The sequence below is a fragment of the Apilactobacillus kunkeei genome, assembly GCF_001308195.1.
In the GTDB taxonomy this organism is placed as follows: Bacteria; Bacillota; Bacilli; order Lactobacillales; family Lactobacillaceae; genus Apilactobacillus; species Apilactobacillus kunkeei_C.
Map to the genome: position 1 here is coordinate 1 of NZ_JXDF01000030.1, position 25,616 is coordinate 25,616.

General features: G+C 35.4%; 29 protein-coding genes and 3 tRNA genes. 18 read left to right on the forward strand and 14 right to left on the reverse strand.

Annotated elements, in window-relative coordinates; genetic code table 11:
- Positions 1–531: LPXTG cell wall anchor domain-containing protein (locus RZ78_RS06715; protein WP_155451863.1), on the forward strand; the 531-nt coding region annotated here is incomplete at its 5' end.
- A 44-nt stretch (positions 532–575) separates the two neighbouring features.
- Here the strand turns inward: RZ78_RS06715 and RZ78_RS06720 are convergent.
- The gene (locus tag RZ78_RS06720) at positions 576–1,223 is read right to left on the reverse strand and encodes a glycoside hydrolase family 70 protein (RefSeq protein WP_054608532.1); all 648 of its coding nucleotides are present in this window, start codon (positions 1,221–1,223) and stop codon (positions 576–578) included.
- A gap of 121 nt (positions 1,224–1,344) precedes the next feature.
- On the opposite strand from RZ78_RS06720, the gene RZ78_RS06725 reads away from it, so the two are divergent.
- On the forward strand, positions 1,345–1,980 hold the full coding sequence (locus RZ78_RS06725) for a YczE/YyaS/YitT family protein (RefSeq protein ID WP_054608533.1): 636 nt from the start codon (positions 1,345–1,347) through the stop codon (positions 1,978–1,980).
- A gap of 23 nt (positions 1,981–2,003) precedes the next feature.
- Here the strand turns inward: RZ78_RS06725 and RZ78_RS06730 are convergent, their stop codons facing one another.
- From RZ78_RS06730 to RZ78_RS06755, 6 genes are all read right to left on the reverse strand, one after another.
- Entirely contained in the window at positions 2,004–2,483 is a 480-nt protein-coding gene (locus RZ78_RS06730; protein WP_054608534.1) for a DUF3278 domain-containing protein, read from the reverse strand.
- Between the two features lie 11 nt (positions 2,484–2,494).
- A complete protein-coding gene (locus RZ78_RS06735) occupies positions 2,495–2,992 on the reverse strand; it encodes a DUF3278 domain-containing protein (RefSeq protein WP_041153157.1) in 498 nt (165 codons plus the stop codon).
- 3 nt (positions 2,993–2,995) lie between these two features.
- Entirely contained in the window at positions 2,996–3,199 is a 204-nt protein-coding gene (locus RZ78_RS06740) for a helix-turn-helix transcriptional regulator (protein WP_080719854.1), read from the reverse strand.
- A 146-nt stretch (positions 3,200–3,345) separates the two neighbouring features.
- Positions 3,346–6,852, reverse strand: a complete 3,507-nt coding sequence (locus tag RZ78_RS06745; RefSeq protein WP_054608535.1) for a hypothetical protein — start codon at positions 6,850–6,852, stop codon at positions 3,346–3,348.
- 20 nt (positions 6,853–6,872) lie between these two features.
- The gene (gene rlmH / locus RZ78_RS06750) at positions 6,873–7,352 is read right to left on the reverse strand and encodes a 23S rRNA (pseudouridine(1915)-N(3))-methyltransferase RlmH (RefSeq protein WP_054608536.1); all 480 of its coding nucleotides are present in this window, start codon (positions 7,350–7,352) and stop codon (positions 6,873–6,875) included.
- Between the two features lie 464 nt (positions 7,353–7,816).
- Positions 7,817–8,767 (reverse strand): Dyp-type peroxidase, encoded by a 951-nt coding sequence (locus RZ78_RS06755; RefSeq protein ID WP_054608537.1) that lies wholly within the window; start codon positions 8,765–8,767, stop codon positions 7,817–7,819.
- A 183-nt stretch (positions 8,768–8,950) separates the two neighbouring features.
- Here RZ78_RS06755 and RZ78_RS06760 point away from each other — a divergent pair, with 183 nt between their 5' ends.
- Together RZ78_RS06760 and RZ78_RS06765 are read left to right on the forward strand one after the other, a co-directional pair.
- Entirely contained in the window at positions 8,951–10,396 is a 1,446-nt protein-coding gene (locus RZ78_RS06760; protein ID WP_054608538.1) for a catalase, read from the forward strand.
- Positions 10,397–10,587: 191 nt separating this feature from the next.
- Positions 10,588–10,959: a hypothetical protein gene (locus RZ78_RS06765; RefSeq protein ID WP_081006948.1), complete on the forward strand. Its 372-nt coding sequence runs from the start codon at positions 10,588–10,590 to the stop codon at positions 10,957–10,959.
- A 38-nt stretch (positions 10,960–10,997) separates the two neighbouring features.
- On the opposite strand, the gene RZ78_RS06770 is transcribed toward RZ78_RS06765, so the two are convergent.
- Complete coding sequence (locus RZ78_RS06770) at positions 10,998–12,158, reverse strand: homoserine dehydrogenase (protein ID WP_081006949.1); 1,161 nt, start codon at positions 12,156–12,158, stop codon at positions 10,998–11,000.
- 101 nt (positions 12,159–12,259) lie between these two features.
- Here RZ78_RS06770 and thrC point away from each other — a divergent pair, with 101 nt between their 5' ends.
- Genes thrC through RZ78_RS06800 form a run of 6 tightly spaced genes read left to right on the forward strand, consistent with a single transcriptional unit; the run spans position 12,260 to position 15,815 of the window.
- Positions 12,260–13,765: a threonine synthase gene (thrC, locus tag RZ78_RS06775; RefSeq protein WP_237756992.1), complete on the forward strand. Its 1,506-nt coding sequence runs from the start codon at positions 12,260–12,262 to the stop codon at positions 13,763–13,765.
- Complete coding sequence (gene thrB, locus RZ78_RS06780) at positions 13,737–14,591, forward strand: homoserine kinase (protein ID WP_054608541.1); 855 nt, start codon at positions 13,737–13,739, stop codon at positions 14,589–14,591. The genes thrC and thrB overlap by 29 nt, the downstream gene beginning before the upstream one ends.
- A 14-nt stretch (positions 14,592–14,605) precedes the next feature.
- The gene (locus RZ78_RS06785; RefSeq protein WP_054608561.1) at positions 14,606–15,040 is read left to right on the forward strand and encodes an ACT domain-containing protein; all 435 of its coding nucleotides are present in this window, start codon (positions 14,606–14,608) and stop codon (positions 15,038–15,040) included.
- Positions 15,041–15,090: 50 nt separating this feature from the next.
- Entirely contained in the window at positions 15,091–15,318 is a 228-nt protein-coding gene (locus RZ78_RS06790) for a hypothetical protein (protein ID WP_054608542.1), read from the forward strand.
- Between the two features lie 15 nt (positions 15,319–15,333).
- Positions 15,334–15,558 (forward strand): hypothetical protein, encoded by a 225-nt coding sequence (locus RZ78_RS06795; protein WP_054608543.1) that lies wholly within the window; start codon positions 15,334–15,336, stop codon positions 15,556–15,558.
- A gap of 14 nt (positions 15,559–15,572) precedes the next feature.
- Positions 15,573–15,815 carry a hypothetical protein gene (locus RZ78_RS06800; RefSeq protein WP_054608544.1) on the forward strand — a complete coding sequence of 81 codons (243 nt, stop codon included), beginning with the start codon at positions 15,573–15,575 and terminating at the stop codon, positions 15,813–15,815.
- A 32-nt stretch (positions 15,816–15,847) separates the two neighbouring features.
- Here the strand turns inward: RZ78_RS06800 and RZ78_RS06805 are convergent, their stop codons facing one another.
- Positions 15,848–16,543 carry a GPP34 family phosphoprotein gene (locus RZ78_RS06805; protein WP_041153168.1) on the reverse strand — a complete coding sequence of 232 codons (696 nt, stop codon included), beginning with the start codon at positions 16,541–16,543 and terminating at the stop codon, positions 15,848–15,850.
- A gap of 39 nt (positions 16,544–16,582) precedes the next feature.
- Positions 16,583–17,293, reverse strand: a complete 711-nt coding sequence (locus tag RZ78_RS06810; protein WP_054605076.1) for a glycerophosphodiester phosphodiesterase family protein — start codon at positions 17,291–17,293, stop codon at positions 16,583–16,585.
- Between the two features lie 116 nt (positions 17,294–17,409).
- On the opposite strand from RZ78_RS06810, the gene RZ78_RS06815 reads away from it, so the two are divergent.
- The 4 genes from RZ78_RS06815 (at position 17,410) to RZ78_RS06830 (ending at position 19,768) form a co-directional block, all read left to right on the forward strand.
- The gene (locus tag RZ78_RS06815; protein WP_054608545.1) at positions 17,410–17,898 is read left to right on the forward strand and encodes a hypothetical protein; all 489 of its coding nucleotides are present in this window, start codon (positions 17,410–17,412) and stop codon (positions 17,896–17,898) included.
- 71 nt (positions 17,899–17,969) lie between these two features.
- A complete protein-coding gene (locus RZ78_RS06820; protein WP_176589783.1) occupies positions 17,970–18,251 on the forward strand; it encodes an ArsR/SmtB family transcription factor in 282 nt (93 codons plus the stop codon).
- Positions 18,252–18,342: 91 nt separating this feature from the next.
- Positions 18,343–19,236 (forward strand): metal ABC transporter solute-binding protein, Zn/Mn family, encoded by an 894-nt coding sequence (locus RZ78_RS06825; RefSeq protein ID WP_081006951.1) that lies wholly within the window; start codon positions 18,343–18,345, stop codon positions 19,234–19,236.
- Between the two features lie 76 nt (positions 19,237–19,312).
- Positions 19,313–19,768 (forward strand): hypothetical protein, encoded by a 456-nt coding sequence (locus tag RZ78_RS06830; protein ID WP_034534941.1) that lies wholly within the window; start codon positions 19,313–19,315, stop codon positions 19,766–19,768.
- 40 nt (positions 19,769–19,808) lie between these two features.
- Here RZ78_RS06830 and RZ78_RS06835 read toward each other — a convergent pair whose 3' ends face one another.
- The 4 genes from RZ78_RS06835 to RZ78_RS06850 all read right to left on the reverse strand — a co-directional run bounded on the left by RZ78_RS06835 (position 19,809) and on the right by RZ78_RS06850 (position 23,654).
- Positions 19,809–20,504, reverse strand: a complete 696-nt coding sequence (locus RZ78_RS06835; RefSeq protein WP_054608546.1) for an ABC transporter ATP-binding protein — start codon at positions 20,502–20,504, stop codon at positions 19,809–19,811.
- Positions 20,504–21,571 carry an ABC transporter permease gene (locus RZ78_RS06840; protein WP_054608547.1) on the reverse strand — a complete coding sequence of 356 codons (1,068 nt, stop codon included), beginning with the start codon at positions 21,569–21,571 and terminating at the stop codon, positions 20,504–20,506. The genes RZ78_RS06835 and RZ78_RS06840 overlap by 1 nt, the downstream gene beginning before the upstream one ends.
- A gap of 11 nt (positions 21,572–21,582) precedes the next feature.
- Positions 21,583–22,170, reverse strand: a complete 588-nt coding sequence (locus RZ78_RS06845; RefSeq protein ID WP_054608548.1) for a TetR/AcrR family transcriptional regulator — start codon at positions 22,168–22,170, stop codon at positions 21,583–21,585.
- Between the two features lie 122 nt (positions 22,171–22,292).
- Positions 22,293–23,654 (reverse strand): FAD-dependent oxidoreductase, encoded by a 1,362-nt coding sequence (locus RZ78_RS06850; RefSeq protein WP_054608549.1) that lies wholly within the window; start codon positions 23,652–23,654, stop codon positions 22,293–22,295.
- Between the two features lie 397 nt (positions 23,655–24,051).
- Here RZ78_RS06850 and RZ78_RS06855 point away from each other — a divergent pair, with 397 nt between their 5' ends.
- The 4 genes from RZ78_RS06855 to RZ78_RS06870 all read left to right on the forward strand — a co-directional run bounded on the left by RZ78_RS06855 (position 24,052) and on the right by RZ78_RS06870 (position 25,449).
- Positions 24,052–24,798, forward strand: a complete 747-nt coding sequence (locus RZ78_RS06855; protein WP_054608550.1) for an SGNH/GDSL hydrolase family protein — start codon at positions 24,052–24,054, stop codon at positions 24,796–24,798.
- A gap of 330 nt (positions 24,799–25,128) precedes the next feature.
- Positions 25,129–25,200: transfer RNA gene (locus RZ78_RS06860), tRNA-Asn, on the forward strand.
- Positions 25,201–25,258: 58 nt separating this feature from the next.
- Positions 25,259–25,330 (forward strand) — tRNA-Asn (locus RZ78_RS06865).
- Positions 25,331–25,377: 47 nt separating this feature from the next.
- A tRNA-Asn gene (locus tag RZ78_RS06870) sits at positions 25,378–25,449 on the forward strand.
- The last annotated feature ends 167 nt before the right edge of the window (positions 25,450–25,616 follow it).

The window sequence follows — 25,616 nt, forward strand, 5'->3', positions numbered from 1 at the left end:
TCTGCTTCTAGCTCTGAAAACAAAAACTCCAGCGCTCAATCTTCTGCTTCTAGCTCTGAAAACAAAAACTCCAGCGCTCAATCTTCTGCTTCCAGCTCTGAAAACCAAAGCTCTAGCGCTCAATCTTCTGCTTCTAGCTCTGAAAACAAAAACTCCAGCGCTCAATCTTCTGCTTCCAGCTCTGTAGCTCAAAGTTCTAGTGCTCAATCTTCTGTTGCCGGTAGCCACAGCAACAATGCAGGTAATCCAACATCAAAGAAGAGTTCTACTAACACTACTCCAAACAGCAAATCATCAGCAAATCATGGTAATAACGCTGGTAATCCAAACAGAACCGTTACCATCAAGCATGTAGATCCAGCTGTGCCGGGTAACAATAACAAAGCTTCTCATCATGATGCTGAAAGTAAAAACAAGTTACCACAAACTGGTGACAAAACTGAACAAAATGTGCTAATCTCTCTTGGTGCAGTTGCAATCGCTACTGCATTAGGACTAGCTGCATTTGCTCTACGTCGTAAAAATAAATAACGATTAATCAAAAAGACCCCTGAAATTAATTCGGGGGTCTTTTTTTAGAATAGAGAATTTAAGCGTTTTAAATCATTAATATTAAATTTACGATGCTTACCATCAACTAATTTATTACTCTTTTCGTCACGATTTACCAAACTATATTGAGATTGATCTTTAATAAATTCCTGAATAATTGCTTTTAACCACTTAGTGCTCTTAGTTTGGGTGATTTTCATCTCGACTTCTTTTTGAATAACTTGCGTAGCGTCGTTTAAATCCTTTTGTGAACTGGTAATATCATATGTATCATCGCCATAATCAAAATATTCGTTCATAAAATTGATATATTGTGTTTCTAGACGTTTACTTGGCCACCATGCCATAAGAATTGGTCGACGATCCTTAGAAGTTGAGTTTTCCCACTTTTGCCCATTTCTAAGAATCATCTTTGGTCGATACCACGTGTTAAATGTCAGGTACCCGTCTACAGTTGATATGTTTTGTTCATCAATCTTGTAAAACGCATTATTTTTCGAATAATTGTTTTGCGGATTATACGCTGGTTTTACAATTCCTGAAGTTTCCGCTCTTGAATTCGAGATTGATAAAATTAAACCAACTCCAAACAATGCTGCTACTATCATTGCACAAGTCGCAATCGACAATAGCAGTTTTTTGCGCAAGAAACTCAGCTGTCCTTTTTTCATTATAAGCACTCCTAGTTTCATATTATGGTACTAATTTTACCACAAAAGAATATTTCTCTTGCTTCATTGATAAAATCATGAAATATTAGATATTATTGTTTAATTCTAGGAGATGTTTATATTGAAAGCAAAGATGTTGTTTAGAATCATCTTGTACATAATTGGACTAAATATTTTAGCACTTGGTACAACACTATTCGCATGCGGAAAACTCGGGGTTAGTTCGTTAGTATCTGTACCACAAACTTTATCATTTATTTTAAATACTACTTTAGGTCATGCCACTACGATGTTCTTTATTATTTTGGTGGTCATCCAATTAATTATCATTAGAAAATTTGAATTAAAAATAGTTTTACAATTGGTCCTAGCATTTATTTTTGATTGGCTGGTTGATTTTTATGGATTAACCGTTGGATTGAAACGGATTCCATTACAGGGATATGATGAAAAAATCCCGGTAACTTTACTAGCTATTCTATGTACAGCATTAGGGATTTTTATGATGGTAAAAGCATCTTTCGTCCTAATTCCAGCTGATGGATTTGTTAATGTCATCAGTGATAAATTTAGTAAACCATTTGGCCAAATGAAGTTTTGTTTTGACGCATCCATGATTGTCATCACAATCATTTTGGGCTTAATATTCCTACATTACGTCACTTCAATTGGAATTGGGACTGTTTTAGCAGTTCTATTCGTGGGCCAATTGATCAATCTATTTAATTACATTGTGGATAAGACTAAAAAAGCTTAGAGCGATAGCCCTAAGCTTTTTTATTATTTAAAATTACGTCGGTATCCTAAATACGTTGAGACAACAAACGCTATTGGATATATAACAAAGAGAATAAAGTCGAAGTGGCCGCCCAAAATTAAGTTGAAACAAATAAGAACCGTCATTATAGCTACTAATGTAATTAAATTTTGAATGATAAAACTTCTGATAGCTATTTTTCGTTCACTGTCGTTACTATAATCATATTCATCTAATCCATGGTTTTTCGCAACAATATTCATATATGTTAATGCAATTAAAACGGCTATTGAATCTGCAAAAATCATACCAATCGCAATATTGGAAGTATCGTAAAAGTTCCCTATTCCAAGTGATACAAAGATTGAAACAAACAGAAAGATAATCAGTCCAAATGCCACCTTGTTGGCAGCCTCAGAAATTACCTTATTGGTAAATTCATCAAATGGTTCATTAATACCGTAAATAAATTTAACTAACTTCGTAAATAAAGATTCCTTCATATTCATTCACCTCATTTTTTAAATTGACGACAATACTGAGTATAGATTGCCACCAAAATACCAATAAAACAACCAATAAAGGATGGAAAAATACTTTCGGACATTCCCAAATATCTAAACCAAACCGAAATTGGATACATAGCAAGTGACAAAGTCAATACAGTCGTGAATATTCTACTGATAATAAATCTTTTACCATAAATCTTTCGTTCTTCTTCATTATCAAATTCATAGCAATCCAATTTATTTTTTCTAATGATTCTACTCATATATGCACTTGCAATCAAATGCACAAATATATCAGCCATAATTACACCACTTACTACATTCATAGGACTGAACCATCTTATCAGTACCATCAACGCATATGCTGACATAAGAAGATATACCATTAACCCCATCGCGATTTTATTTCCAGCATCGTTAATGACATCCCTGGCAAACTCATCAAACGGTTTGCCAATTCCATAAAAATATTTAACTAGTTTTATAAACAATGATTCTTTCATCGGCTATTCCACTCCTTCATTCCAAAATAAAGTATTTAAATCTGTTTTTAGTGCTTTGGCAATGTTGAAACATAGTTTCAAGCTCGGATTGTATTCTCCCTTTTCAATCAAACTTAACGTTTGGCGGGAGATACCAACAGATTTAGCCAAATCCTTTTGCTGCACATTTTCTTTTGTGCGTATTTCTCTAACACGATTTTCCAAAATGTTGCTCCTCTGATTATCATGTGATTTTTATATTAATTTAGGTAATATATATATTCCATATGTAAACTATATATTACATAGGATTAAAAAACAAGTAATTATTTCAAATAAAAAAGACGCCAATTTCTGGCGTCTTTTTGCGTATCTTATTTATCAACATAATCTTTAATTTCTTCTTGATGTATTCTATCTTCGAGATTCTTATGAATTTTGTTTAAATATATATAATTATCAAGATCTCCATAGAAAACATCTTGAAGTTTATCAATGAAGTTCTTTTGTGTCTCCAATACAGGTATAAGTGATCCCGACCATCCAAATTCTTTATGAAGCGGATAAATTTCTTTCAACGAAATTTTTTTATCTTTAATTATTTCAAAAAAGGGAATAGAATCCTCATAATTAAAATAATAGTTAACTAAATTCATTATATTTTTAATACAACAAATATCATTACTTCTATTCAATTTTTTGAGTAGCCAATCTTTGCTCTTGGCATTTATAGCACCAAAAAAAGAACTCCAAAAAGACCGATGAATTTGAAAACAATCGGAATCATCATCTAAAAATTTAGATAAATATTCTTTAAAGTATTCACTATCCCATAGATTGATTAGGAGATTACTATAATCATTAAAATAATTGATAAGTAAATCATCGCGATATGTCTTTTCTAATAGTGAACTTATAAAATATTCATTATCAATAAGAAATTTAGCAATACCATATTCAAGTCCACATAAAGTCTTTGTCATACATTTTATGCAAATATCAATTAGATCACTTTTGTTAGAAATATTCTTAAAAATGTTTTTAAACAAGTCAACATCTAAGTCATATATTATCTCATACGCGTCAACCTTTAGACTTCTACTGATAATTTCTTGAATGATTTGAGTATTTTCTTGTACCCGATTAATAAATATATTTAGCCTTACGAATTTCATTTGTTCATCATTCATACAATGGATTACATCTTTTATGTCGGCAACAAAACCATTTTCAATTGTTTGATTGGAACAAATAACATTATAATAATGGACAGGATGTTTAAATAATTCATCCGAAAAATCTTTCAAAAAATCTTTAATACCATATTCACATGCCAAGATATTTACAAAGTAAAAGTTATAATTATTAATATCATTTTTCATAATTTCAGATATAAACAGTTTCTTTTCTTTATCATCGAAAAAAGCAATTAATCTATTTATATTACATATAAAATTACTGTTTTTTAGAATCTTACTATATGAATCGTATTTCATTAGATATCCAGGCAAAACATCTATTTTTAATTTATCATAAGCAGCATTTTTAATGCTGCCTTTCAAATAATAACTCAACATTGCATAACCTAATTGAAAATCATCAAATTCATTAATTTGGGTAGGAGAACAACTACCGTCGTTATGTGCAAAAAAGTAATCAACACTCATCAATTTTTTATAATCACTATTTAAATTACACATTTTCAAAGATTCCAAAAGGATTTGTTCACTAATAGTGTCTTTAGCATTTAAGTTTTTTCTAAAGTTTCTTACTATGAATGAATCAATTTCTGAGCAATTAGGAACTTTTACCAATAAGCTAAATACTAAAGAAATAAAATTAGTAAATCTTTCATCACTCGGCAAGGTCCAATTTCTCACACAAATATCTCTTTTCCCATTAAAAGTAATATTAGTTATATGTTTATCTAATAATTTATCACATAGATGAATAACAAATTCAATAAAATTAGAATTATCTTTATCAAAACACGCTTTGATTTCCTCAATGCATCTTTTCGGGTCCAAAAATATATCTTCTTTATTTAAATCTGCCCCCAAATTTTGAACTATAAAATTAACAGAATTTTCTATTAAATCATTATTAAACTTCATTAATTTGAATATTAATAACAATATTCCTCTTATATAATTTTCTCTGATTGAAGAATTCAAAATCTCTCTTGCTATTTCAAAAAAATAATAAGAATAATAGTTATTATCATCATCCTTATCATTTAAACTGGTGAAAATATCTATTATCGTATCATATGCTTCATCTGGAATTAAAGAACCATACTTAGATATAAAATTCAACTTTTGAGGGATATCAAGTCTACTTTTAATTTTTTTATATATGTTAGAAATATCAATTTCTAATTTATTTAAATCGTTAATGTCCGAAATAAATGATAAAGCGTTATTTATTGCTATAACTATCGTTTCATTTCCAATCAAATCAATAAAAGTTGTTTCTAAAAGATTGTTTTTCTTGAATAAATAAACATAAAGAACATAATCCCTAAGAGATTGATCTGAAACGCTGGCGATTCTTCTTTTATAAACATCACACAACTCATTTTTTTCTAAATAAGATAAATTATCGTTAAATTCTAATTCTTTTTGCCCAATGTAACCAATAGCTTTAATAAAATGTTCGCTTTTCAAATCAAGCTTATTAAATACCGAAATCAAAAATAATGTATCTAAAATTGAATTACTCTTATTTATGTCCTTTATGATACTTTCATAGTAGCTAGTAAGTATATTCTTAAAATTATTAGACAAAGCAATGCCTTTGTTTATTGCCAGTGCACAAATAATACTGTGACGTGGATTGTTTTGAATTTTTCTTAAATCATTATCTGAAATTTGATTTTCATACCTTAAAAAGGATCCTTCAACCAATATTTTTTTTAGAGTATTAGAATTAGGGGCCTCTAAATTAATCACTTTATAATTATATTGACTAATATCATTTTTTAAATCAGAAATAATATAATCTCTTATAGTACATAGTATCTTAATATTGTACATTTCACTATGGAGCAATGAAAGCAGATGCTTTAAATCTTCAATCTCATTTATATCATCAATAAATATGTAATTATTTCGTTTTGTTGATAAATAGAGTTTTAAATTATTTGTAACGTTAGTTGAATTACTTTTTATTAAAATACAATTATTTTCCATATTTTGTTGAAGATACTTAATTATCTCAACCGAACTTTTAGTTTTTCCCACCCCAGGTTTACCTGTAATTATTGTTATATCATTGTACTCTATGGATTCTTGTATTTTCCCTAATTGGTCATCATGCTCAATGTATGGATTACTTATAGGTGCATTGAGTTCACTTTTATCATGGATTGAAATAAAATCTTGTAATCCAAATATTTGATCTGTTCCCTCTTCAAATCCACAAAAATCAACTGCGATTTGATAGTAATTTTGCAATATATCATATGCCATCGATGTTGAAGATATTAATTCTAAATCGCACGGATCCGCAATTCTTTTAAGTTCCTCTTGTTTATAAGCAGGAACGTTATTCCCACCATAACAGCAAATTATCTTGCTTATACAGTTAATACTTATTTTACTTTTATCCTTAGCATCTTGAATATCGTTCTCTAGTTTTTTTATTGCATCTAAACGCGTACCATACATCACAAGTATGTATTTTCCATTACCATCCATTACATAACTATCAGGTGTACCAGCGGTTGTCTTATTTGTTCCTTGCATCGATCCTGGATCGCAAAAATTTTCCTTAAGATTCCAATTATTTTTTTCATATAAATATCTATCACAAAATTTTTGGAACTGTCCTCCTTCCATTTCTTTAATTGATTGTTCAATTTTGTTTATTCCGTTAATCAAATAATTATTCCTCTCTTATCTTATTTATGATATGGACTACCTTCATTGATCATGAAAGCACGATAAATTTGTTCAGTCAGTACCAAACGCATCAATTGATGTGGCAAGGTAAAACGACCAAATGAAATTTGGGTGTCAGCACGTTTCAATACCTTTGGCGCTAGACCAAGTGATCCACCAATCACAAAAGTGATGTCTGAATGACCATATGTGGCCAACTTATCGATTTCTTTGGCGAATTCTTCGGATGCACGTTCTTTACCAAGAATGGCTAATGCATATACATATTCCTTGTCGGCAATTTTGTCTAAGATTCTAGTTCCTTCCTTATCCATAACGTCTTGAATCTCTGATTCACTAAGGGATTCAGGCGCTTTCTCATCTGGAACTTCGATAATCCGAAACTTACAAAAACGTGATAAACGCTTGCTATACTCATCAATTCCGGCCTTAAAATATTTTTCTTTTAATTTTCCGACCACAACTAGCTTAATATTCATTTGTGAAATCTCCTTTTTGAAATTTTGAACCACTATATTTAGTATGTGGAAATGTTGTTAACTACTACTAATATTGTCCACAGATTGTCAAGGTTTTTCACGAGTTATCCACATCTGTGTATATGTCATTTTGACCCGTGTAACACTCAAGAAATACTGTCACACAGCCGTTTCACAATAGTGCATTTTCCGTGTAACTTTCTTTTCCACAATGTTACCCACAGAGTTATCCACATGAGGTGGAAAACTAAAAAATAGCGATAATTGTTGATTTTTCGGGCATATATATAGATCTAAAAAATTTTCTTTTTTCTAGTTATACACCGAATGTATGTTTTTTTCTTTGTGAAAAGTTTTGGATTAAAATTTCACAAAGATTATTATACAAAATTAAGTAATCGTTCGTAAAATTTTATATAAAAAAAGCGTTGAATTTAATCAACGCTCTCATAAATAGATGGTAGTTATTTAGTTGGTAGTTCGCCTTCCACGATTTGATCTAACGTTGTCATAGAAGGGATAAAGAACATGTTACCGGTCACTGGATCAGAGAAATCTAGCAAGCGGTCGGATTGGCCAAACATGTTTTCAAGCATGCGTTTAGTAACTGTCCAATGTCTAGCATATCCAATGAAGTATGTTCCGGTCTTGCCTGAACTAGGATCTGAGAATGGGACATTCATTCTGACAATCTTGTGTTCCACACCATCGTCGTTATCTTGAGATGCGACGTTATGTGAGTTTTTTAGTTTTTCGTCATCCTCTAGTTCCAAGTCGGAGTATTTCTTTCTACCGATTGCCTTTTCTTGGTCTTCGGTCTTTAGTGCATTCCAAGCATCCATATTATGGATGTATTTTTGTGCGAATGCGTATGAACCATTTTCAAAATCGGGGTCTTCATCCCCAATGATGGCGTATCCTGAAGCCTTTTGAATTTCAGGGTTTTCGGTACCATCAACGAAACCGATAATGGCACGTCCTTCAAAATATCTGAATCCCTTAGTTTCATCTTCCACCGTAGCAAAGTCGCGGTAGTAGTTTCTGATTTGACTGGCTACTTCGTACACAACAGCTTCTGAATCAGCACGAATGTGGATAAATAAATCGGCCGGGGTTGCTGGTGAAGTGTATTTAGGTCCCTTCACTGGTTTAAAATCTTCTAATTCTTGTGGTTTCTTAGCATCAGCGAATAAGTAGTCCCAAATTGAGTTTGAAAAACCAAAAGCGACCTTTAAATGTTCTTCTGGATATCTGATATTCATTGAGCGTAAAATTGCTTGTTCTCTAGATACTAACTCTGCGACTTTCTCACGGTCATCGTCAGCGTTACTTCTATTAATAGTTAGGGTTGTAAATAGTACATTTTTTCCCGCATCTTTATATACATCTTGTGCGTCAGTAGGATCGAATGGCATGGTAGTACCTTCTTTCGTTATTTATAATGATTATAAACTAATAATCAATCTTATTATAACCCATTTTCCCCCACCATGAACGATAAAATTTTTAAAAAATTGTTAAAATCGTGAGCATATATTATCATAAGTTTTTATTTAGCATTACAATGTTGGTGTATAAACGTAAAGGGGGAATTATTCATGACCAAACTAACTACTGACGAAGGTCAACCATGGGCAGATAATAATCATTCATTAACTGCTGGAAATCGTGGCCCTGTTTTATTACAAGACTACCAATTAATTGAAAAATTAGCTCACTTTAACCGTGAACGTATCCCAGAAAGAGTTGTTCACGCTAAGGGTGCCGGTGCTAAGGGTGTCTTTACTCTTACCCGCGATATGAGCGACTACACCAAAGCCGACTTATTCAATGGTAAGGGTAAGCAAACACCACTTACTATTCGTTTCTCAGAAGTTGCTGGTGAATTAGGTTACCCTGATACCATCAGAGATGTGCGTGGTTTCGCAATGAAGTTCTACACTAATGAAGGAAACTATGACATTGTTGGTAACAACACACCTATCTTCTTTGTTAACGATCCTTTGAAGTTCCCAGACTTCATTCACTCACAAAAACGTGACCCTGCTACTCATCTTCGTTCAGAAGATATGCAATGGGACTTCTGGTCACACTCACCTGAATCACTTCACCAAGTTACCTATTTAATGGGTGACCGTGGTAACCCAGCTAGTTACGCTAATATGAACGGTTATGGTTCACACACATTCAAGTGGGTTAATGCCAAGGGTGAAGCATACTGGGTTAAGTACCACTTCATCTCAGAACAAGGTGTTAAGAACATGACCGAAGACCAAGCATCCAAGGTTGCTTCTGAAAACACCGACTACTTAATTCAAGATTTATACGATCGCATTAAGAATGGTGACTATCCAAAGTGGAAGGTATGCGTTCAATTAATTCCTTACGAAGAAGGATTAAACTACAAGTACGACATCTTTGATGTTACCAAGACCGTTTCTCACAAGGACTACCCACTACAAGAAATCGGTGAATTCGTATTAAACGAAAATCCTGAAAACTACTTCAATGATGTTGAAGAAGCATCATTCTCTCCTGCAAACCTAGTTCCAGGAATCGAACCTTCAATGGATAAACTATTACAAGGTCGTTTGTTCGCATACAAGGATGCCGCTAGATACCGTTTAGGTGCCAACTACGAACACCTTCCTGTTAATAGTCCAAAGACTGAAGTTCACAACTATGCTCGTGACGGTTACATGTCACAAGGTCAAAATGGTGACGTTAACTACGAACCAAACCAATATGAAGATTCTCCACGCGAAGATCCTCATGCAAAGATTAAGCCATTTGCAGTTGAAGGCGAAGCCAACAGCTACAAGACCTATGACGAAGACCCATACTCACAAGCAGGTGCCTTATACCACGTCTACTCAGACGATGAAAAGGACCGCTTAATCCAAGCTATCAAGAAGCACTTAGGTAGCGTTAAGAGCCATGACACAAAAGTACGTCAAACTAAGTTATTCTACCGTGCAGATCATGACTATGGTAAGCGAGTTGCTGATGCTTTAGGCCTAAATATGGATGAAATTACTGAATAATTGATAAAAATAACACCGCTATGATTATTGTCATAGCGGTGTTTTTAGTAGTTTTGTTTCATTTTGTAACAATTAATAATATAACTGTAACCATGTAATAACGTTACTGATATATAACTCCGATATAGTATTAAACATCATAAGAAATCGAAGAAAAAATTTTTAAGGTTTATATAAAGGAGTTATGTTTCTTGAATAACGTTACAAAATCTTTTATCAAATTCACAGTAATCGCATTTACATCACTATTAATTTTATTTGCAATCAACTTCGCTAAAAACGACGTTCACGCTGATGCTTCAGTTAACTGGCAACATGTTGCTGAAAAGAACCTAAGCAAGAAGAACATTGCCGCAAGACGTTGGATTTCATTCCACGAATCAACTAACAGATACTACGCAAGAAACGGTGTTTGTTACGGTAAGTTCCAATTAGATATCAGCTACCTACACGGTGACAAATCAAAGAAGAACCAAGAATTAACTGCCAACAGATATGTTGCTAGTCGTTACGGTTCATGGATTAACGCCAAGAAATTCTGGCAAAGACACCACTGGTACTAAAATAAAAAGCAGCCTAGCTAATCGCTAAGCTGCTTTTTTTATTGTCTAAACATGATTGCTTTATTATTTTTTTGAAGAATTTCTTGGTATAGCATGTGAGCGGATTCGATTGTTTGGTTAGATAGGTGCCAATACTTACCTTCTAGGTTACTAACATCTTGTAAGTCACTAAGATCAATGTCAGTTCTTAGGATGTATTCCGCCGCAAAGTTATGGTTATCAATTGCTAAATGATGACTACCATCAATGTCGTAGTACGGATTATTTTCTAAAATATCGACGACATCTTGTAACAAGGCGTTGGCAGTTGGCTTTCTTCCGGCCCCCTGACCTAGAAAACCAAGTGGTCCGATGGTATCTCCAGTTAGTTGGACGTAGTTTAAGTTACCGTTGACGGTCGCAATGGTGTTATCAACCGGGAATAATGTTGGTTCAATTGAAATTGCTAATTTGTCTTGATTGTACAATCTAGCCTGTCCAATTAATTTGATATTCATGTTACGACCCAAGAAGAAATCGACATCTTCCTTTAATAAGTTTCTGATACCGACCTTCTTAATCGCATCCCCCGGTTTAACAAGTGTATTAAACGCTAAATCAGTCGAAATGCATAACTTATTTTCAACATCATAACCATCGATGTCGGCTGTCGGATCAGCTTCAGCGTAGCCCATGTCTTGCGCCTGTTTCAGTGCCTCCTTAAAACTGACGTGTTGATTCACAATCGCATCGATAATGAAGTTACTGGTCCCGTTTAAGATTCCCCCGATTGATTGAACATCATCAATTCTAAGAACACGTTTAAGGTTTTGAATCCATGGGATTCCACCGGCAACGCTGGGTTCAAAACGAAATGACACATGATTTTGTTTGGCTTCATTGATAAATTCTTCCATATATTTGGCCACAACCGCCTTGTTGGCAGTAACCACATTTTTGCCCGCTTTAAAAGCATCCATAATCATCTCATAAGCTGGATGAATGCCACCCAGAGTTTCGACAATCACCTTAATGTCATCATTATCCAAAATTGATTGATAATCATTGGTCTTATTTTGTGTTGCGTCCACCTTTTCTTTTCTAACCCAGATGGCTGCTACGTTTAACTTTTCCTTTAAGCGTTGACTTTCATCAATGATTTCTTTGACCCCACCACCGACTGTTCCAAGTCCTAAAATTGCGATATCCAATCCGATCACATCTTTTCTTTTTGTATGTGTATAATAAACACTTGTTTTTTATTAATAAACAGATTATCATGTAATCAAATCTTTTTCAACCACACAGGAGGATATAAATTATGGAAAAATATACTAGCACAAGAGATAAAAGCGTCGAAATTAGTTCGTTTGATGCGATTATCAAAGGATTTTCAGACGACGGCGGATTATTCGTTTTACCAGAGTTAGCCGATCATAATATTAATATCGATAAAGTTATCGACCAAAGTTACCAAGAAATTGCTTTCGATGTTGTTAAAACATTGCTACCTGATTTTTCAGATTTCCAAATCGCTAACAGCATCCATGAAGCATACGATGATGGCTTTGACGATTACGAAGTTACACCCATCAAAGATGTCGATAATTTCTCAGTTCTAGAATTATTCCATGGCCCTACCTGTGCATTCAAAGACGTCGGTCTTCAATTATTACCAAAGCTAATGCAACAATGTCTCCCTGAAAACAAGCACGTGATGGTATTAGCCGCTACCAGTGGTGACACCGGTACTGCTGCCCTTGCTGGTTTCAAAGATGTCGACAAGATGGGAGCAATGGTCTTCTACCCTCAAAACGGAGTCAGCATGGTCCAACAACAACAAATGCTAACTACTAAGGGTTACAACACTAAAGTTGCTGCTATCAATGGTAATTTCGATGACGCGCAAACTAACGTCAAAAAAATCTTTAACAACCAATCGCTAAAGGAAAAACTAGGTGACGACAACTCACTATCTAGTGCCAACTCAATTAACATCGGTCGTTTAGTTCCACAAATCGTTTACTACTTTGACGCTTACAAACAAATGGTTAAAAACGGCAAAATTAACGTCGGTGACGAAATCATCTTCACTGTCCCTACCGGAAACTTCGGTGACGTTTTAGCCGGTTACTACGCCAAATTATTAGGTCTACCTGTAAAGAAGCTAGTAATTGCATGTAACTCCAACAAAGTTCTTGCCGACTTCTTCGAAAATGGTGTCTATGACAGAAATCGTCCATTCTTCAAGACCATTGCACCAAGTATGGATATCCAAATTTCTAGTAACTTCGAACGTCTTTTGTACTACAAGAGCGGCGAAAACGTCGACTATGTCAAATCACTAATGGATGATTTGGAACGAGACGGTAAATACGAAGTGCTTCCTGAAATTTTAGAATCAATTAAAGAAGATTTCATTTGTGGATACAGCGATGACGATGAAATCAAAGCATCCATCAAGGAAGTCTTTGAAAAATATCATTACCTAATGGATCCACATACTGCTTCCGGATACCGTGTTACACGTGAAACACAAGCTAAGTATCCAAATACTCCTGTCGTAATGCTAAGTACCGCTAGTCCATACAAATTTGTCGATGCGGTCGCTGATGCCATCATTGGTGAACACCGTCAAAGTCCAATCGAAACTAGTGACCTATTAGTTGAAAAGACTGGTATCGAAATGCCCGAACAACTAAGACAAATCTGGCATGATGAAGCTGTTGTCCCTGCCAAAATCAACCCTAACGAAATGGAAGACTTGGTAGTCGACACAATAAAGGATGTGTTTAAAAATGATAAAAGTAATAGTGCCCGCAACTAGCGCCAACATTGCGATGGGTTACGACTGTCTTGGTATGGCCGTTAATCTGTTTACAGCGGTCAAAATTGACGAAGCTGATAAATTTAACATTACGGGTTGTGACGAGGCCTTCCAAAACAAAGATAATCTGGTCTATCAAGGTTTCATCCAAGGATGTAAACATTTAAACCGAGCAGTTCCTACCATCTCAATCGATATTCAAAGTGAAATTCCTGAATCCCGCGGTCTCGGTAGTTCATCTGCTTGTGTCGTCGCTGGAATCATCGGTGCGTTTGAATACTTCAAAGAAGAAGTCGATAAGGATGTTATCCTTCAAATCGCTACTAAAATGGAAGGTCATCCCGACAACGTCGCCCCCGCCATCTATGGCGGATTATGTATGGCCTTTGAAGATAGCAATGGTCACTACGACGTCATCAAGTACCCGGTAGATGATTCTTACTACTTCACTGCCGTTATTCCCGACTTCAAGGTATCAACCAACGAAGCCAGAAAGATTGTTCCAAAGGAAGTTAAAACATCAACGGTAGCCCATCAACTATCACATTGTTTAGCGATGTTAAACGCTCTATCAACTGGTGACATCAAACAACTAAACGATGCCATCGACGACCGTTTGCATGAACCCTACCGTCAAAAACTAATCAACGGCTTTGATGAGGTCAGAAAAATCGTCAAAGAAAACGATTCTGTCGTATATATCAGTGGAAGTGGATCAACGCTAATAATCATTAGTAATTCAGCTGATAGACGTGATAAAATAATAGAAGCGTTGCAAAAACGATTCGAAAAATTCAGCATCAAAAATGTTGAAATTATGAACTAACGGTGGTGAGAACAATCAGTAAGTATTATATTGTCGATGACTCGCTTCTACCAGAAGCATTCGGGAAGGTCATTGAAGCAAGAAAAATGATTGATAACGGGGAAGTTAGAAACGTAAGTGAAGCCGTGAAAAAGGTCGGCATCAGTCGTGCTAGCTACTATAAGTACAAGGACTACGTTTATGAAGCCCAACAATCATCATGGCAACGAAAAGCCGTTATTTCATTTTTACTAAGTCATAAAAGTGGTATCTTATCCAAAGTTTTGAATTCAATTTCAAACCGCGATGCCAACATCTTAACAATCAACCAAAACATCCCCATCAACGATTCAGCCAGTGTCGTGATTTCACTGGACTTGAGTCAAATGGATGGAACAATAGATGAATTAATCGCAGATATCAGTGCAATTGATGGCACAAACAAGGTTAACCTAGTCGCTGTTGAGTAATTAGACACAAAATGTTAACATCATGTCTAATAAACAGAAAGGAAATTACAATGGATAAATTGCAATTTATGGATTACACTTTCATGTTTAATCCTGACCATTCTACTTACACCAACAACGAAGAAGGGTTAACCTTTTTTACTTTAGATGGTGGAGTCAGAATCAAGATTAGGTTCAAAAATGAACGCCTTGTATTGCTACCACAATCTGGCGTTACCATTAAAAAAGCCGATGATAAGACCTACCGTATCATCGCCAACGAATACCAACCCGTATAGGGCAAGGAGATTTAAATGAGAGAAGTTCAAATCAGACAGTATCATTTGAGATACGACGACGATCAAATCGACGACTATTTCGACGAAAATAACGAAAGACTGGCATTCAATGCTGGAAGCGACTTATTGCTAGTTGTTGATGTCGATAACGACCATCTAACGTTTCATCCCAATGGTGGCGACTACGTTTCAATCGAAGAGATTGATTCTACCCACTATGAACTAAAATCTGACTTTTAAAATAGGAGACTGCAATGCCTCAAATAGCTTTTCATGATTACACCATTTTCTATCAAGACCATATGCTACCCTTTTTTGATCAAAAAAGAGACGCTATCTTATTTGTAAAATATTTGGCTGAAAACGATGGTGGCAAGGCCTATGATGATGCCCAACTAGTAGTTGAATACGATGATGGCATCATGTTTACACCGCTTTGGAACATCAAAATCAAACAAACTAACGATAAAGAATTCATTTTAGACTTCAAAGGATAATAAAAAAGACTCAGCGATAGCTGAGTCTTTTTTTATATTGTGCTTGTCTTTGTTTTAGTCATGTATGAGGCTGGTTGTTCTTTGGCTACCAAAGCAGCAACGTTTCTCATATGTTCACCAAAAGTATCGATTAATTCTTGAATATGATTGTATTCAGGATGTTCAGATAGTCTCTTTAGTCTTGTGCAAATCACGCGACGTTCACGACTCTTAAAGCATAGCTTTAGTTGACGGCTAACTGTTAGCATCTTGGCTAAGCAGTATACGTTAACTGTCATTGGAGCTGAACCCATCATTTGATCATAAATGGCATCGATGATTTCTTGGTTAGTTTGGTTCTTTGGTACAAAGGTTCTCACCTTGTGCACTAGTCCCTTCTTCTTTTCCAAGACATGGCCACCTTCATAGAACTGTTCGCCTAACGCCATGTAAGTGTGTTTCATTACATCAATGTTTTGCAAAAGTTTTGCCATGATTGTATCCACGTCTTCGTTCTTGTTACGGATGATTAAATCCATAAAAGAGTTCAAGAAGTATAACTTGTGTGGTAAATTGTCGATTATCTCGATTCGGTTATCTTCACCTAATTTAATTACACCTGCAGCCGCTAAGTCTAACAAACAGCTGTCTACTAAATAAGCACGTAGACGAACATTTTTTAGCATTACGCGGCTATCTTTGGACTTACTAGTAATTAAAAAATACATTTCAGCAGTTGTAAGTGCCATAATATAGCCTCCATGAGTAGAATAAAAGTATTCTAACACTTATTTGTCTTTTTTGTTACCTTTTTTTCTTTCGACTTCGTTTCTAATCTTAATCGCTCGTTCAAAATTATTGGTGAACACACCAGCGACATTACGTTTCATAATGAAGCGTAATCGAAGATTGCCGTTAACTGTCCAGATGCGTTCCACGTCTTCAATATCTGGTTGGTAAAAACGAAGGTGCAATGCATCTAAGTGATTAGCAGCCATGAATTCCTTGGGATTGTCGATACGATTACCAGTCAAGAATGCAAACTGAGCATCATGGGTAATGGTTTGGGCAATCTTAATCGAGGACATGTTAAAAGAAGAGTAAATGATTGGGTGAAGTAATTCGTATTCATCCACCATTTTAATAACGATTTCTTCAATGTTTTTATAGTGAATCTTATTGGTCTTGAATTCTAAATTAACGTAGACATCCCTGCCCTCGACTAATTCTAAGACCTCCTGTAGCTTTGGAATTGGTTCGTAATTAGACAATGAAAAACGTGATAATTCTTCATATGTATAATCCTTTACATATCCTCTACCATCAGTTGTGCGATCAATTCGTTCATCATGAATCACGACGGGGACGTTGTCCTTGGTTAAATGAACATCAAATTCTAACCCTTCAATATGGTTATGCAGTGCATAACGAAATCCTTGAAGCGAATTTTCTGGATATAAATCTGGTACACCACGATGACCATAAATTATAGTTTTCATTTGAAAGCCCCCCTCATTTTTCTTTTCCCTAATCAATAATAATGCTATTTTTTTATTTTGCAACCAAAGTTTATTTAAATGTTACAATAAACTTATCCAAAGATAAGAGGTGTGCCATGATTTACGCAATTATCAGTTTTTCAGCAAGTTACATAATGTTTGTCTTTTGCCTATTTCAAGGCGTTTTAGACATGTCCGGTCAAATCAACGAACTACATAAAGCAGAACACTCTGCCAAAAAATACCATCCAATGAGAGCCGGACTATGGATGATTCCACCGCTAAAAATCATGCTGGAACGTAATCGTTTAAAAAAGATTTTGTTAAACGCTAAATCCGATACAGATATCAAAAAATTCAGGGCTTTTTACAACGTTTCCAACCAATCGACTGCATGGGCCTACATCTCATTTGCCTGCATGCTAGACTCAATTGTTTCGATTAAAACACTATTTGACGCTTTTAGATGGCACCTATCAATTCCAGTCTTCATCTTTTTATCACTACTTATCATCATCGTAGGATATGCTCAGGTCATGTATCGCGTATCCGATGATCGGAAGGAAAAAATCGGGGCCAAAATTAATCGACTAAAAAAGCAATAATTGCGCGATGTCGTTTTGTTTTTATGCCATTTAACGTTATAATCTAAATATCACAACTCGCGGAGGAAATTATGATCATAAACGACAAAAAACTACATATGATTACCAAAGCTTTAGATAATTCACTTCGAATTAAGATTTTGTATTACCTAGAAGCCAACAATCAAAGTAATGTGTCCAACTTAATGAATTACTTTGAAACTTCCCAACCAAACATCTCTCGCCATTTGAAGATATTAGCGGATGCTAACCTAGTCTACAGCGAAAAGGATGGCCAGGAAAGAATCTATCAATTAAGTGATAACCACGTTTCTCAACTATTAGGAACTTTAAAAACCCATATTAATGATTAAGAAACATCATTCTTGACATATGCCGAATTTAGATATATAACTATATTTGTTATATAACAGAATTCGGTATATTTTTATTTGGAGGCAAACAATGAAAAAATTTAAAGTAGTCGGTCTAATTGCTTTTATCAGCATGTTCTTAGTTGTTCTTGCTGGCTGTTCTTCTACCAAGGCAAACGACCCCAAGAAAAGCATCAACGTTACTTCTTCAGTGAACTTCTACGGTGAAGTAGCTAAGAATGTATTAGGTAAATACGGTAAGGTAACATCCATCATCAACAACCCAAACATCGATCCTCATGATTTCAACCCTTCTAGTTCAGATGCCAAGAACGTTTATAAGGCTAATCTAGTGATTTACAACGGTCTAGGTTATGATTCATGGGCACAAAAACTAGCCAGCAGCAACAACGATGTTGATTCAATCAACGTTGGTAGTCTAATGGGTAAAAAGACTGGTGATAATCCACACATCTGGTATAACGTTGCCACAATGGAAAAACTAGCCAACACCCTAGCTGACAAGTTCGCTAAGCTACAACCAAAACACAAGAAACAATTCGAATCTAATGCTAAGGCATACATCGCAAAACTAAAAGTCCTAAACACTCAACTTGATGACATCAAGAAGAACAAGATGAGCAAACCAGTCGCAGTTTCAGAACCCGTTTTCGATTACTCACTAGCAAACATGGGTTACAAGGTATCAGACACTTCATTTGAAGAAGCAACTGAAAAGGACAACGATCCAAGTCCAAAATCAATTCGTTCACTTCAAGAAGATATCAAGAACCACAAGCTTTCATTCTTCGTTGTTAACAAGCAAGTTAACAGCAAGACCGTTAACAACTTAGTAAAACTAGCTAAGGAAAACAACCTACCAATCGTCTACGTAACTGAAACTAAGCCAAGTAATGAACCTAATTACATTTCATGGATGCAAAACCAATACAAAGAAATTCAAGCAATCCAAAAAACTAAATAATTTGAAGTAAAAAACAGAAAATATTAGTATATAATATAGTTAGAAAATATATTTGGACGAAGGAGTTTGAACCATTATGGCAATTGCACTAGTAAATGAAATGTTTAACGAATTTAACGATCCTGACTTAAGTTACAAGGATTCCAGAGATGGATACACTGAATGGTTTAAATTATCATTTCTAGTGGATGACGGTTACCACAAGTTTGAAGATGGTAAACGCAAATTCATTCCCAAATATGACGAAGAATTACAAGAAGTGATGAGTAACTTCTTGAACAAGTACCAAAAGGAATTCGAATCATCATTCATTAACGAAAAGGAATTCGAAGTTCTAGATCGTACCAAGGAAATTGTAAAAGACTTAAAGCAAACCCTTGAAAAAGAATTCTTAATCGAAGACAAGATTAGCTTGTTTAGTATCGACTTAGTCGGTAGTTGGCAAGCATTCAAGAGTTCTGGTTCTTCCAAACTAGAACAACGTTTCTACAGTGACATCACCAACCACGTTGAAAAGAAACACCAAAAATAATCAAAAAAGCAGCTAAGAAATATTTCTTAGCTGCTTTTTTCTATACTAATTCTGCATTATTTACATCAATAAATTGACCCTTACCGTCGACGATGCGATAGTTCTTATCAACATACTTCAACAATCTAGCATCATGGGTAATGATGATGACCGTCTTGTTTTCACGGTGTGCTAAGTCTTGTAGCATTTGCATCGACTTAACTGCCATGTTTCCATCCAAGGCAGCGGTTGGTTCGTCCGCTAAGATAATATCTGGATTGGTGTATAGTGCTCGCAAAATCGCGACACGTTGTTGTTGTCCACCGGATAATTCATCAGGATAGTTATTCATTAAATCATCGATTTTTAGCGCTTGCGCCCACTTTGAGAATGTTTCTGGATCAATGTTTGCACTCTTCTTGACCTTATCGGCTAGTCTGAATTGATCAGATACCTTTAGGTAAGGCAATAGATTGTAGGCCTGAAGAATGAAACCGATATGTTCCAATCTAAACTTACTTTGTTCTTTTTTACTCATATTACCGTAGTCACTACCATCGATATTAATATCTCCAGATGTGGCTGAAAGAATACCACCCAAAATCTTCATGAAAGTACTCTTTCCTGAACCAGAAGGCCCTGTAATGGCAATCACTTCACCTGAATTGGCGGAGAAATTGATATCTTCAAGAGCAGTAGTGGCGGCCATCTTGTCGCCGAAGACTTTGTTGACGTTAGTTAATTCAATTTTTCCCATTATGAACCTCCCATTGCTTTGGCCGGATCAATCTTTGCGACGGTGCTCATTGGAATTAATCCACCAATAATTGACATCGCAATTACCATCACAGCAACCGCACCCATCAATGTCATATCGAAGGTCATTGGAACTGCTGCCGGCATTGAAATGGCAGTTAAGAAAGTTAATAATCCACTGATTGCCACTCCGGCAATTGCTAGGATCAAAGCGTTTGAAACCACGTTCATGGCTAGATATCCGTTTGATACCCCTTGTACCTTTAACACGGCAAAGTATGGAATCTTTTGCATGGTTAAGACGTATAAGAAGATTGAGATTACCACTAAGGTAATTAATAGTAGAAACGCAATCATGAATTCAAAGGTGCTGTTTTGCGCACTGTATCCAGGAATGTCTTGGATGAAGTCTTCAATGTTCATGATTTGAGTTCCTGCGACCGCCTTCTTGACATCGCTTCTATAAATCATGGCACTAATTGTATGGTTCACGTCAGTACCAAACTTTTCAGTTTGCACGGCATCGTTGGTAGCGTAAATCACCGGTGCCACGTTTAATTGGTTGTTCTTTACGGTTCCGACAATCTTAAAAACATGACCGTTTCTGCTGAACTTCACCTTTTCTCCCAGGTGATAGCCGTCTGTTTCCAATAGGCTTTGGTCGACTACGACTTCGTTGTCTTTGGTCAACTTGTGGCCACTGACAATTTTTAAGTCGCGGTAGATGAATTGATTCTTATTCAAACCAATCACTTGTGAGTCCACCTTATTTCCATCAGAAACGGTTTGCACGTTAGCACTCATTTGAGTGATGTCAGCGCGTTTGTCATTACTAGCCTTTTTAGCTTGTTGTGCAGTAATGGTAGATTGATCCAATGAACCATTGGCATCAGAATTTAAAACGATTTTTTCAGCATTCCATGAATCGATTGCTTGACGATTAGCTTCGCTTAGACCGTTAGCTAATGCAGTTAAAATGAAAATCAAGTATGCAATCATCACGATAACTAAACAAATTAGACTGTATCTAAATTTGCTCTTCTTAATTTCGCGAAGTGATAAAAACACGGTTGTCCCTCCTAGTTAACTAAACCCTTATTAATTAGTTTTAACAAATCAGAGAAATCTGATAGCACTTGTTTATCGTCGCCGCCGCTCAATACAGTTCGAATGGTTTGATGAGCTGCTCGACTCGCCCATTTGTAGGTCAACACGATTGTTTTTCTATCCGCAATCTTTTGACCGTTAACCAGCAAAATTAGTTTGTCATCTGGTAGATTATTATAATCATATTCGACATGTTTTAATTCGTATTGGTTAAATAGGACGTATTGACGATAAAACTGTTCGTAATCAGAATTTTCCAATTCATTGATAAAAGACTCAGTTGCCACATAAAAAGCATGAAGTGAATCAGTTTGTTCTGCCTTCAACTGTTCGAATACATCAAAATGAATCTCTCTTAAAACCCTCTTTAAAGCGTATTGATAACTATCGTTAATATCATCGAAGTACTTGTAGAAAGAACCGCGCGCGATTGAACAATCTTTAATAATTCTCGCTACTTGTGCATCCATTAAACGATGATTTGAAAACTCGTTAATCAATGCATTGAAAATTTGGTTTTGCTTGTCTTCATTTAAATTTAAAAAAGTTTGTGTAGGCATTTGTAACTACTCCTTTTTTATGGTGACATTGTGTCATTTTTGAATATATTACTTTTATAGTGACACCGTGTCAACTGATTAGTATTAAAAAACACTGAAAAATTTCAGCGTCTTTTTTGTTCTTACTTGTTGATCTTTCTTACGGCAGCTTGTGCAGCTTCGTTCATGATGTTCCAAGGACGATCAAATCCTGGTTGGAAGAAGAAGTCAGCGTAAGCTAAGTCGTATACAGTTGCATGTTGTTGAATTGCAAATGAGATAGTGTTGATGTTTGCAGTAACATCTCTAGTTGACATGATTTGACCACCTAAGATACGACCATCAGTTGGGTCAAAGGTAATCTTGAAGTAAACCTTAGCATTTCCAGCTTCTTGTGAAACGAATGGAGGAACTGCCCAGTCTTCAATTAGTACTGATTCAGCACCCTTAACACCACATTTTTCTTGAGTGTCTTGTTTAACACCAGTTGAAGCAAAGTGGTAGTTGAATACTGAAAGTGCTGATGAACCTGAAACAGCAGTCATCTTTAATTCTCTTCCAGCAGCGTTAGCAGCAGCAGTACGTCCTTGACGACGAGCGTTTGATGCTAAAGCGATTGATGATAATTCACCAGTTGGTGCGTATGGAACCTTAGTTGCGTCACCAACAGCGTAAATATCTTTAACACTAGTTTCTTGGTGTTCGTCAGTCTTGATACGGCCACGTTCGTCTAGGTCTAATAGACCATCTACTAATGAAGTGTTTGGAATAACACCGGCAGTTTCAACAACTAATTCAGCATCGAAAGTACCTTGGTCAGTCTTAACGCCTGAAACCTTACCGTCTTTTCCAACGAATTCAGCAACGTTTACGCTACCAACAAAGTTAACGCCGTTTTCTTTGAATTCTTGAGTTAGTTTTTCAGTGAATTCTGAATCTAGGTAGTTACCCAATAGACGAGGGTTGTGGTCTACGATAGTAACTTCCTTACCTGCTTTAGCAAATGCTTCAGCAGCTTCGATTCCAATGTAACCTGAACCGATAACAAAAACATGTTTTAGGTCAGGATCTACCATTTTTTGTTTTAGCTTGATTGCCCAGTCACGGCCACGCATTGCGTATAGGTTTTCTAGGTCCTTACCAGGAACGTCTAAACGACGAGGAGTAGCACCAATAGCTAAGATTAGCTTATCGTAGCTTTCATCACGTTCTGAACCATCAGCTAAGTTCTTAACATGAACTGACTTGTTCTTTTCATCAATACTTGCGATTTCTTGTTGTACAAATACATGTACACCATCTTTTTCTGCGTTGTCTACAGTTTCGTAAGCAACTGTGTTTACATCCTTAACAGTACCTTCAAGGTATAATTCCATACCACATGATAGAAATGAGATGAAGTTTCCTCTTTCATACCATTGAATTTCTGCGTCAGGGTTTTCTAAAAGCATTCCACGAACGGCTTCGTATCCACCGTGTGAAGAACCAACTACGATAACTTTCATTAGTGTGTGGCCTCCTAATAATTTTTAATTAATATTTATATAACTTTACTTTGTGAGAAATATCACATTTGATTTACAAGAGTTATTTTACCTTTTGTGCGATTATATAGCAAGCAATATTAGTAAAAAAGTGAAAAAAGATGAAATAATTTTGATAAAAATTAAGAATTAGTCATATTTGCAACTAAAATCGCTATAAAACGCCCTTGTTTTAATGTTTCCTCTAATATTAATGGGTAAAATGATGATCATTTCTTTAATTAAATGATATTTTCATCACAAAGTATCTGTACAAATGTTTAAATATTAATTAAGTTTCCCGCTATTAATTGTAGTGGCCCCTAAATGCTAGTAGAATTAAAGACAATAATAAAAATACTATGAGGGGTTAATTACAATGAAATACGGGTTGATTAAAACTGCACTATTCACTGCAGCCGGCGCTGCGCTTGTGAAGTTATCAAAGAAAAGCATTGATATTAGAAGAGCTAACAGCGAAATATATCAACCATCTAGAGATTTCTTTGTGGATGACAACCTAAACGGTAAGAAAATCGTCTTCCTTGGTTCCTCAGTAACAGCAGGTCTTGCTGCTAAGGGGATTTCATTCGTCGACTTCTTAAGAGTCGAACATGGCGTCCACGCCATTAAGGAAGCAGTTAGTGGAACCACATTGGCAGATATTAATGAAAAATCCTACATTAGTAGAATGAAGAAGAATCTTAACTTTGATTCTCATTATGATTTGTTTGCCTGCCAACTATCTACTAACGATCAAAGAAATGGTGTCGAAATGGGCAGAATCAGTAAGTCATACAATGCTGAAGATTTCGATACCCAAACTACCATCGGTGCGATTGAATACATAGCCGCCACCGTTCAAGATACTTGGGATTGTCCATTGGTCTTTTATACCTGTCTAAGAAAGCCAGAACCTGAGTACGAATTCCTACGTGATAAGCTATTCGAATTACAAAGAAAATGGCATTTTGCCATCATCGACATTTGGAACAACAAGGCATTGAAGAAAATGAACGAAGAAAATCCTTGTTTTATGCTAGACGACACTCATCCAACCTGTGCCGGATATCGTTACGGTTGGACCCCTATTTTCGTCAAAGAATTAGATCAAATGTTAGAATAATTAAAAAAGCCACCGGTGAAAAACGTTGTTATATCAACATTTTATTGGTGGCTTTTTCTTTTTATTAATTTTTAATGAAAAAACAGTTGCATTCTTTTAATAATGGTGTATTATTATAAACAACGACAGAGATATGATAACTACATAAGCAAAACATAAGATTACCGTCTTTATTGGGTTTGTGAGATGTTTAGGTTAAAAATTATCGTTGTTATTTGATATATTTAATAGAAAAATCTTTCACATTTTTTTCTCATTTAAATATCACATGCGGACATATTTATACTCTTTTGAGTAGTTGGATTAAATTCCAAGCACATATTTCATTCTTGCTCTATGGTTCAATGGTAGAACGGCGCACTGTTAATGCGAAGGTTACTGGTTCGAGTCCAGTTAGAGCAGTCGAGTAGCATCCCTACTCATCAAAAAGACTTAGATCTTTTATCAAACTACATATTATTGCTCTATGGTTCAATGGTAGAACGGCGCACTGTTAATGCGAAGGTTACTGGTTCGAGTCCAGTTAGAGCAGTTGAGTGGAACCCTACTCACCAAAAAGATAATTTTTCACCTCATTTTTGCTCCGTGGTTCAATGGTAGAATAGCGCACTGTTAATGCGATGGTTGCTGGTTCGAGTCCAGCCGGAGCAGTTGGGAGAAATCCCAAGTTAGCTTTATCCCAATGTTAACTAATAAAGCAAATTGCTTTTCCATATTTTTATTCATAATTATCTATAATTCCACATAATAAAAAGACTTAGCCCTTTGACTAGGTTTTTTTATTTGTTTTCAGATCAAAAAAAGGCGATAGTCTAATG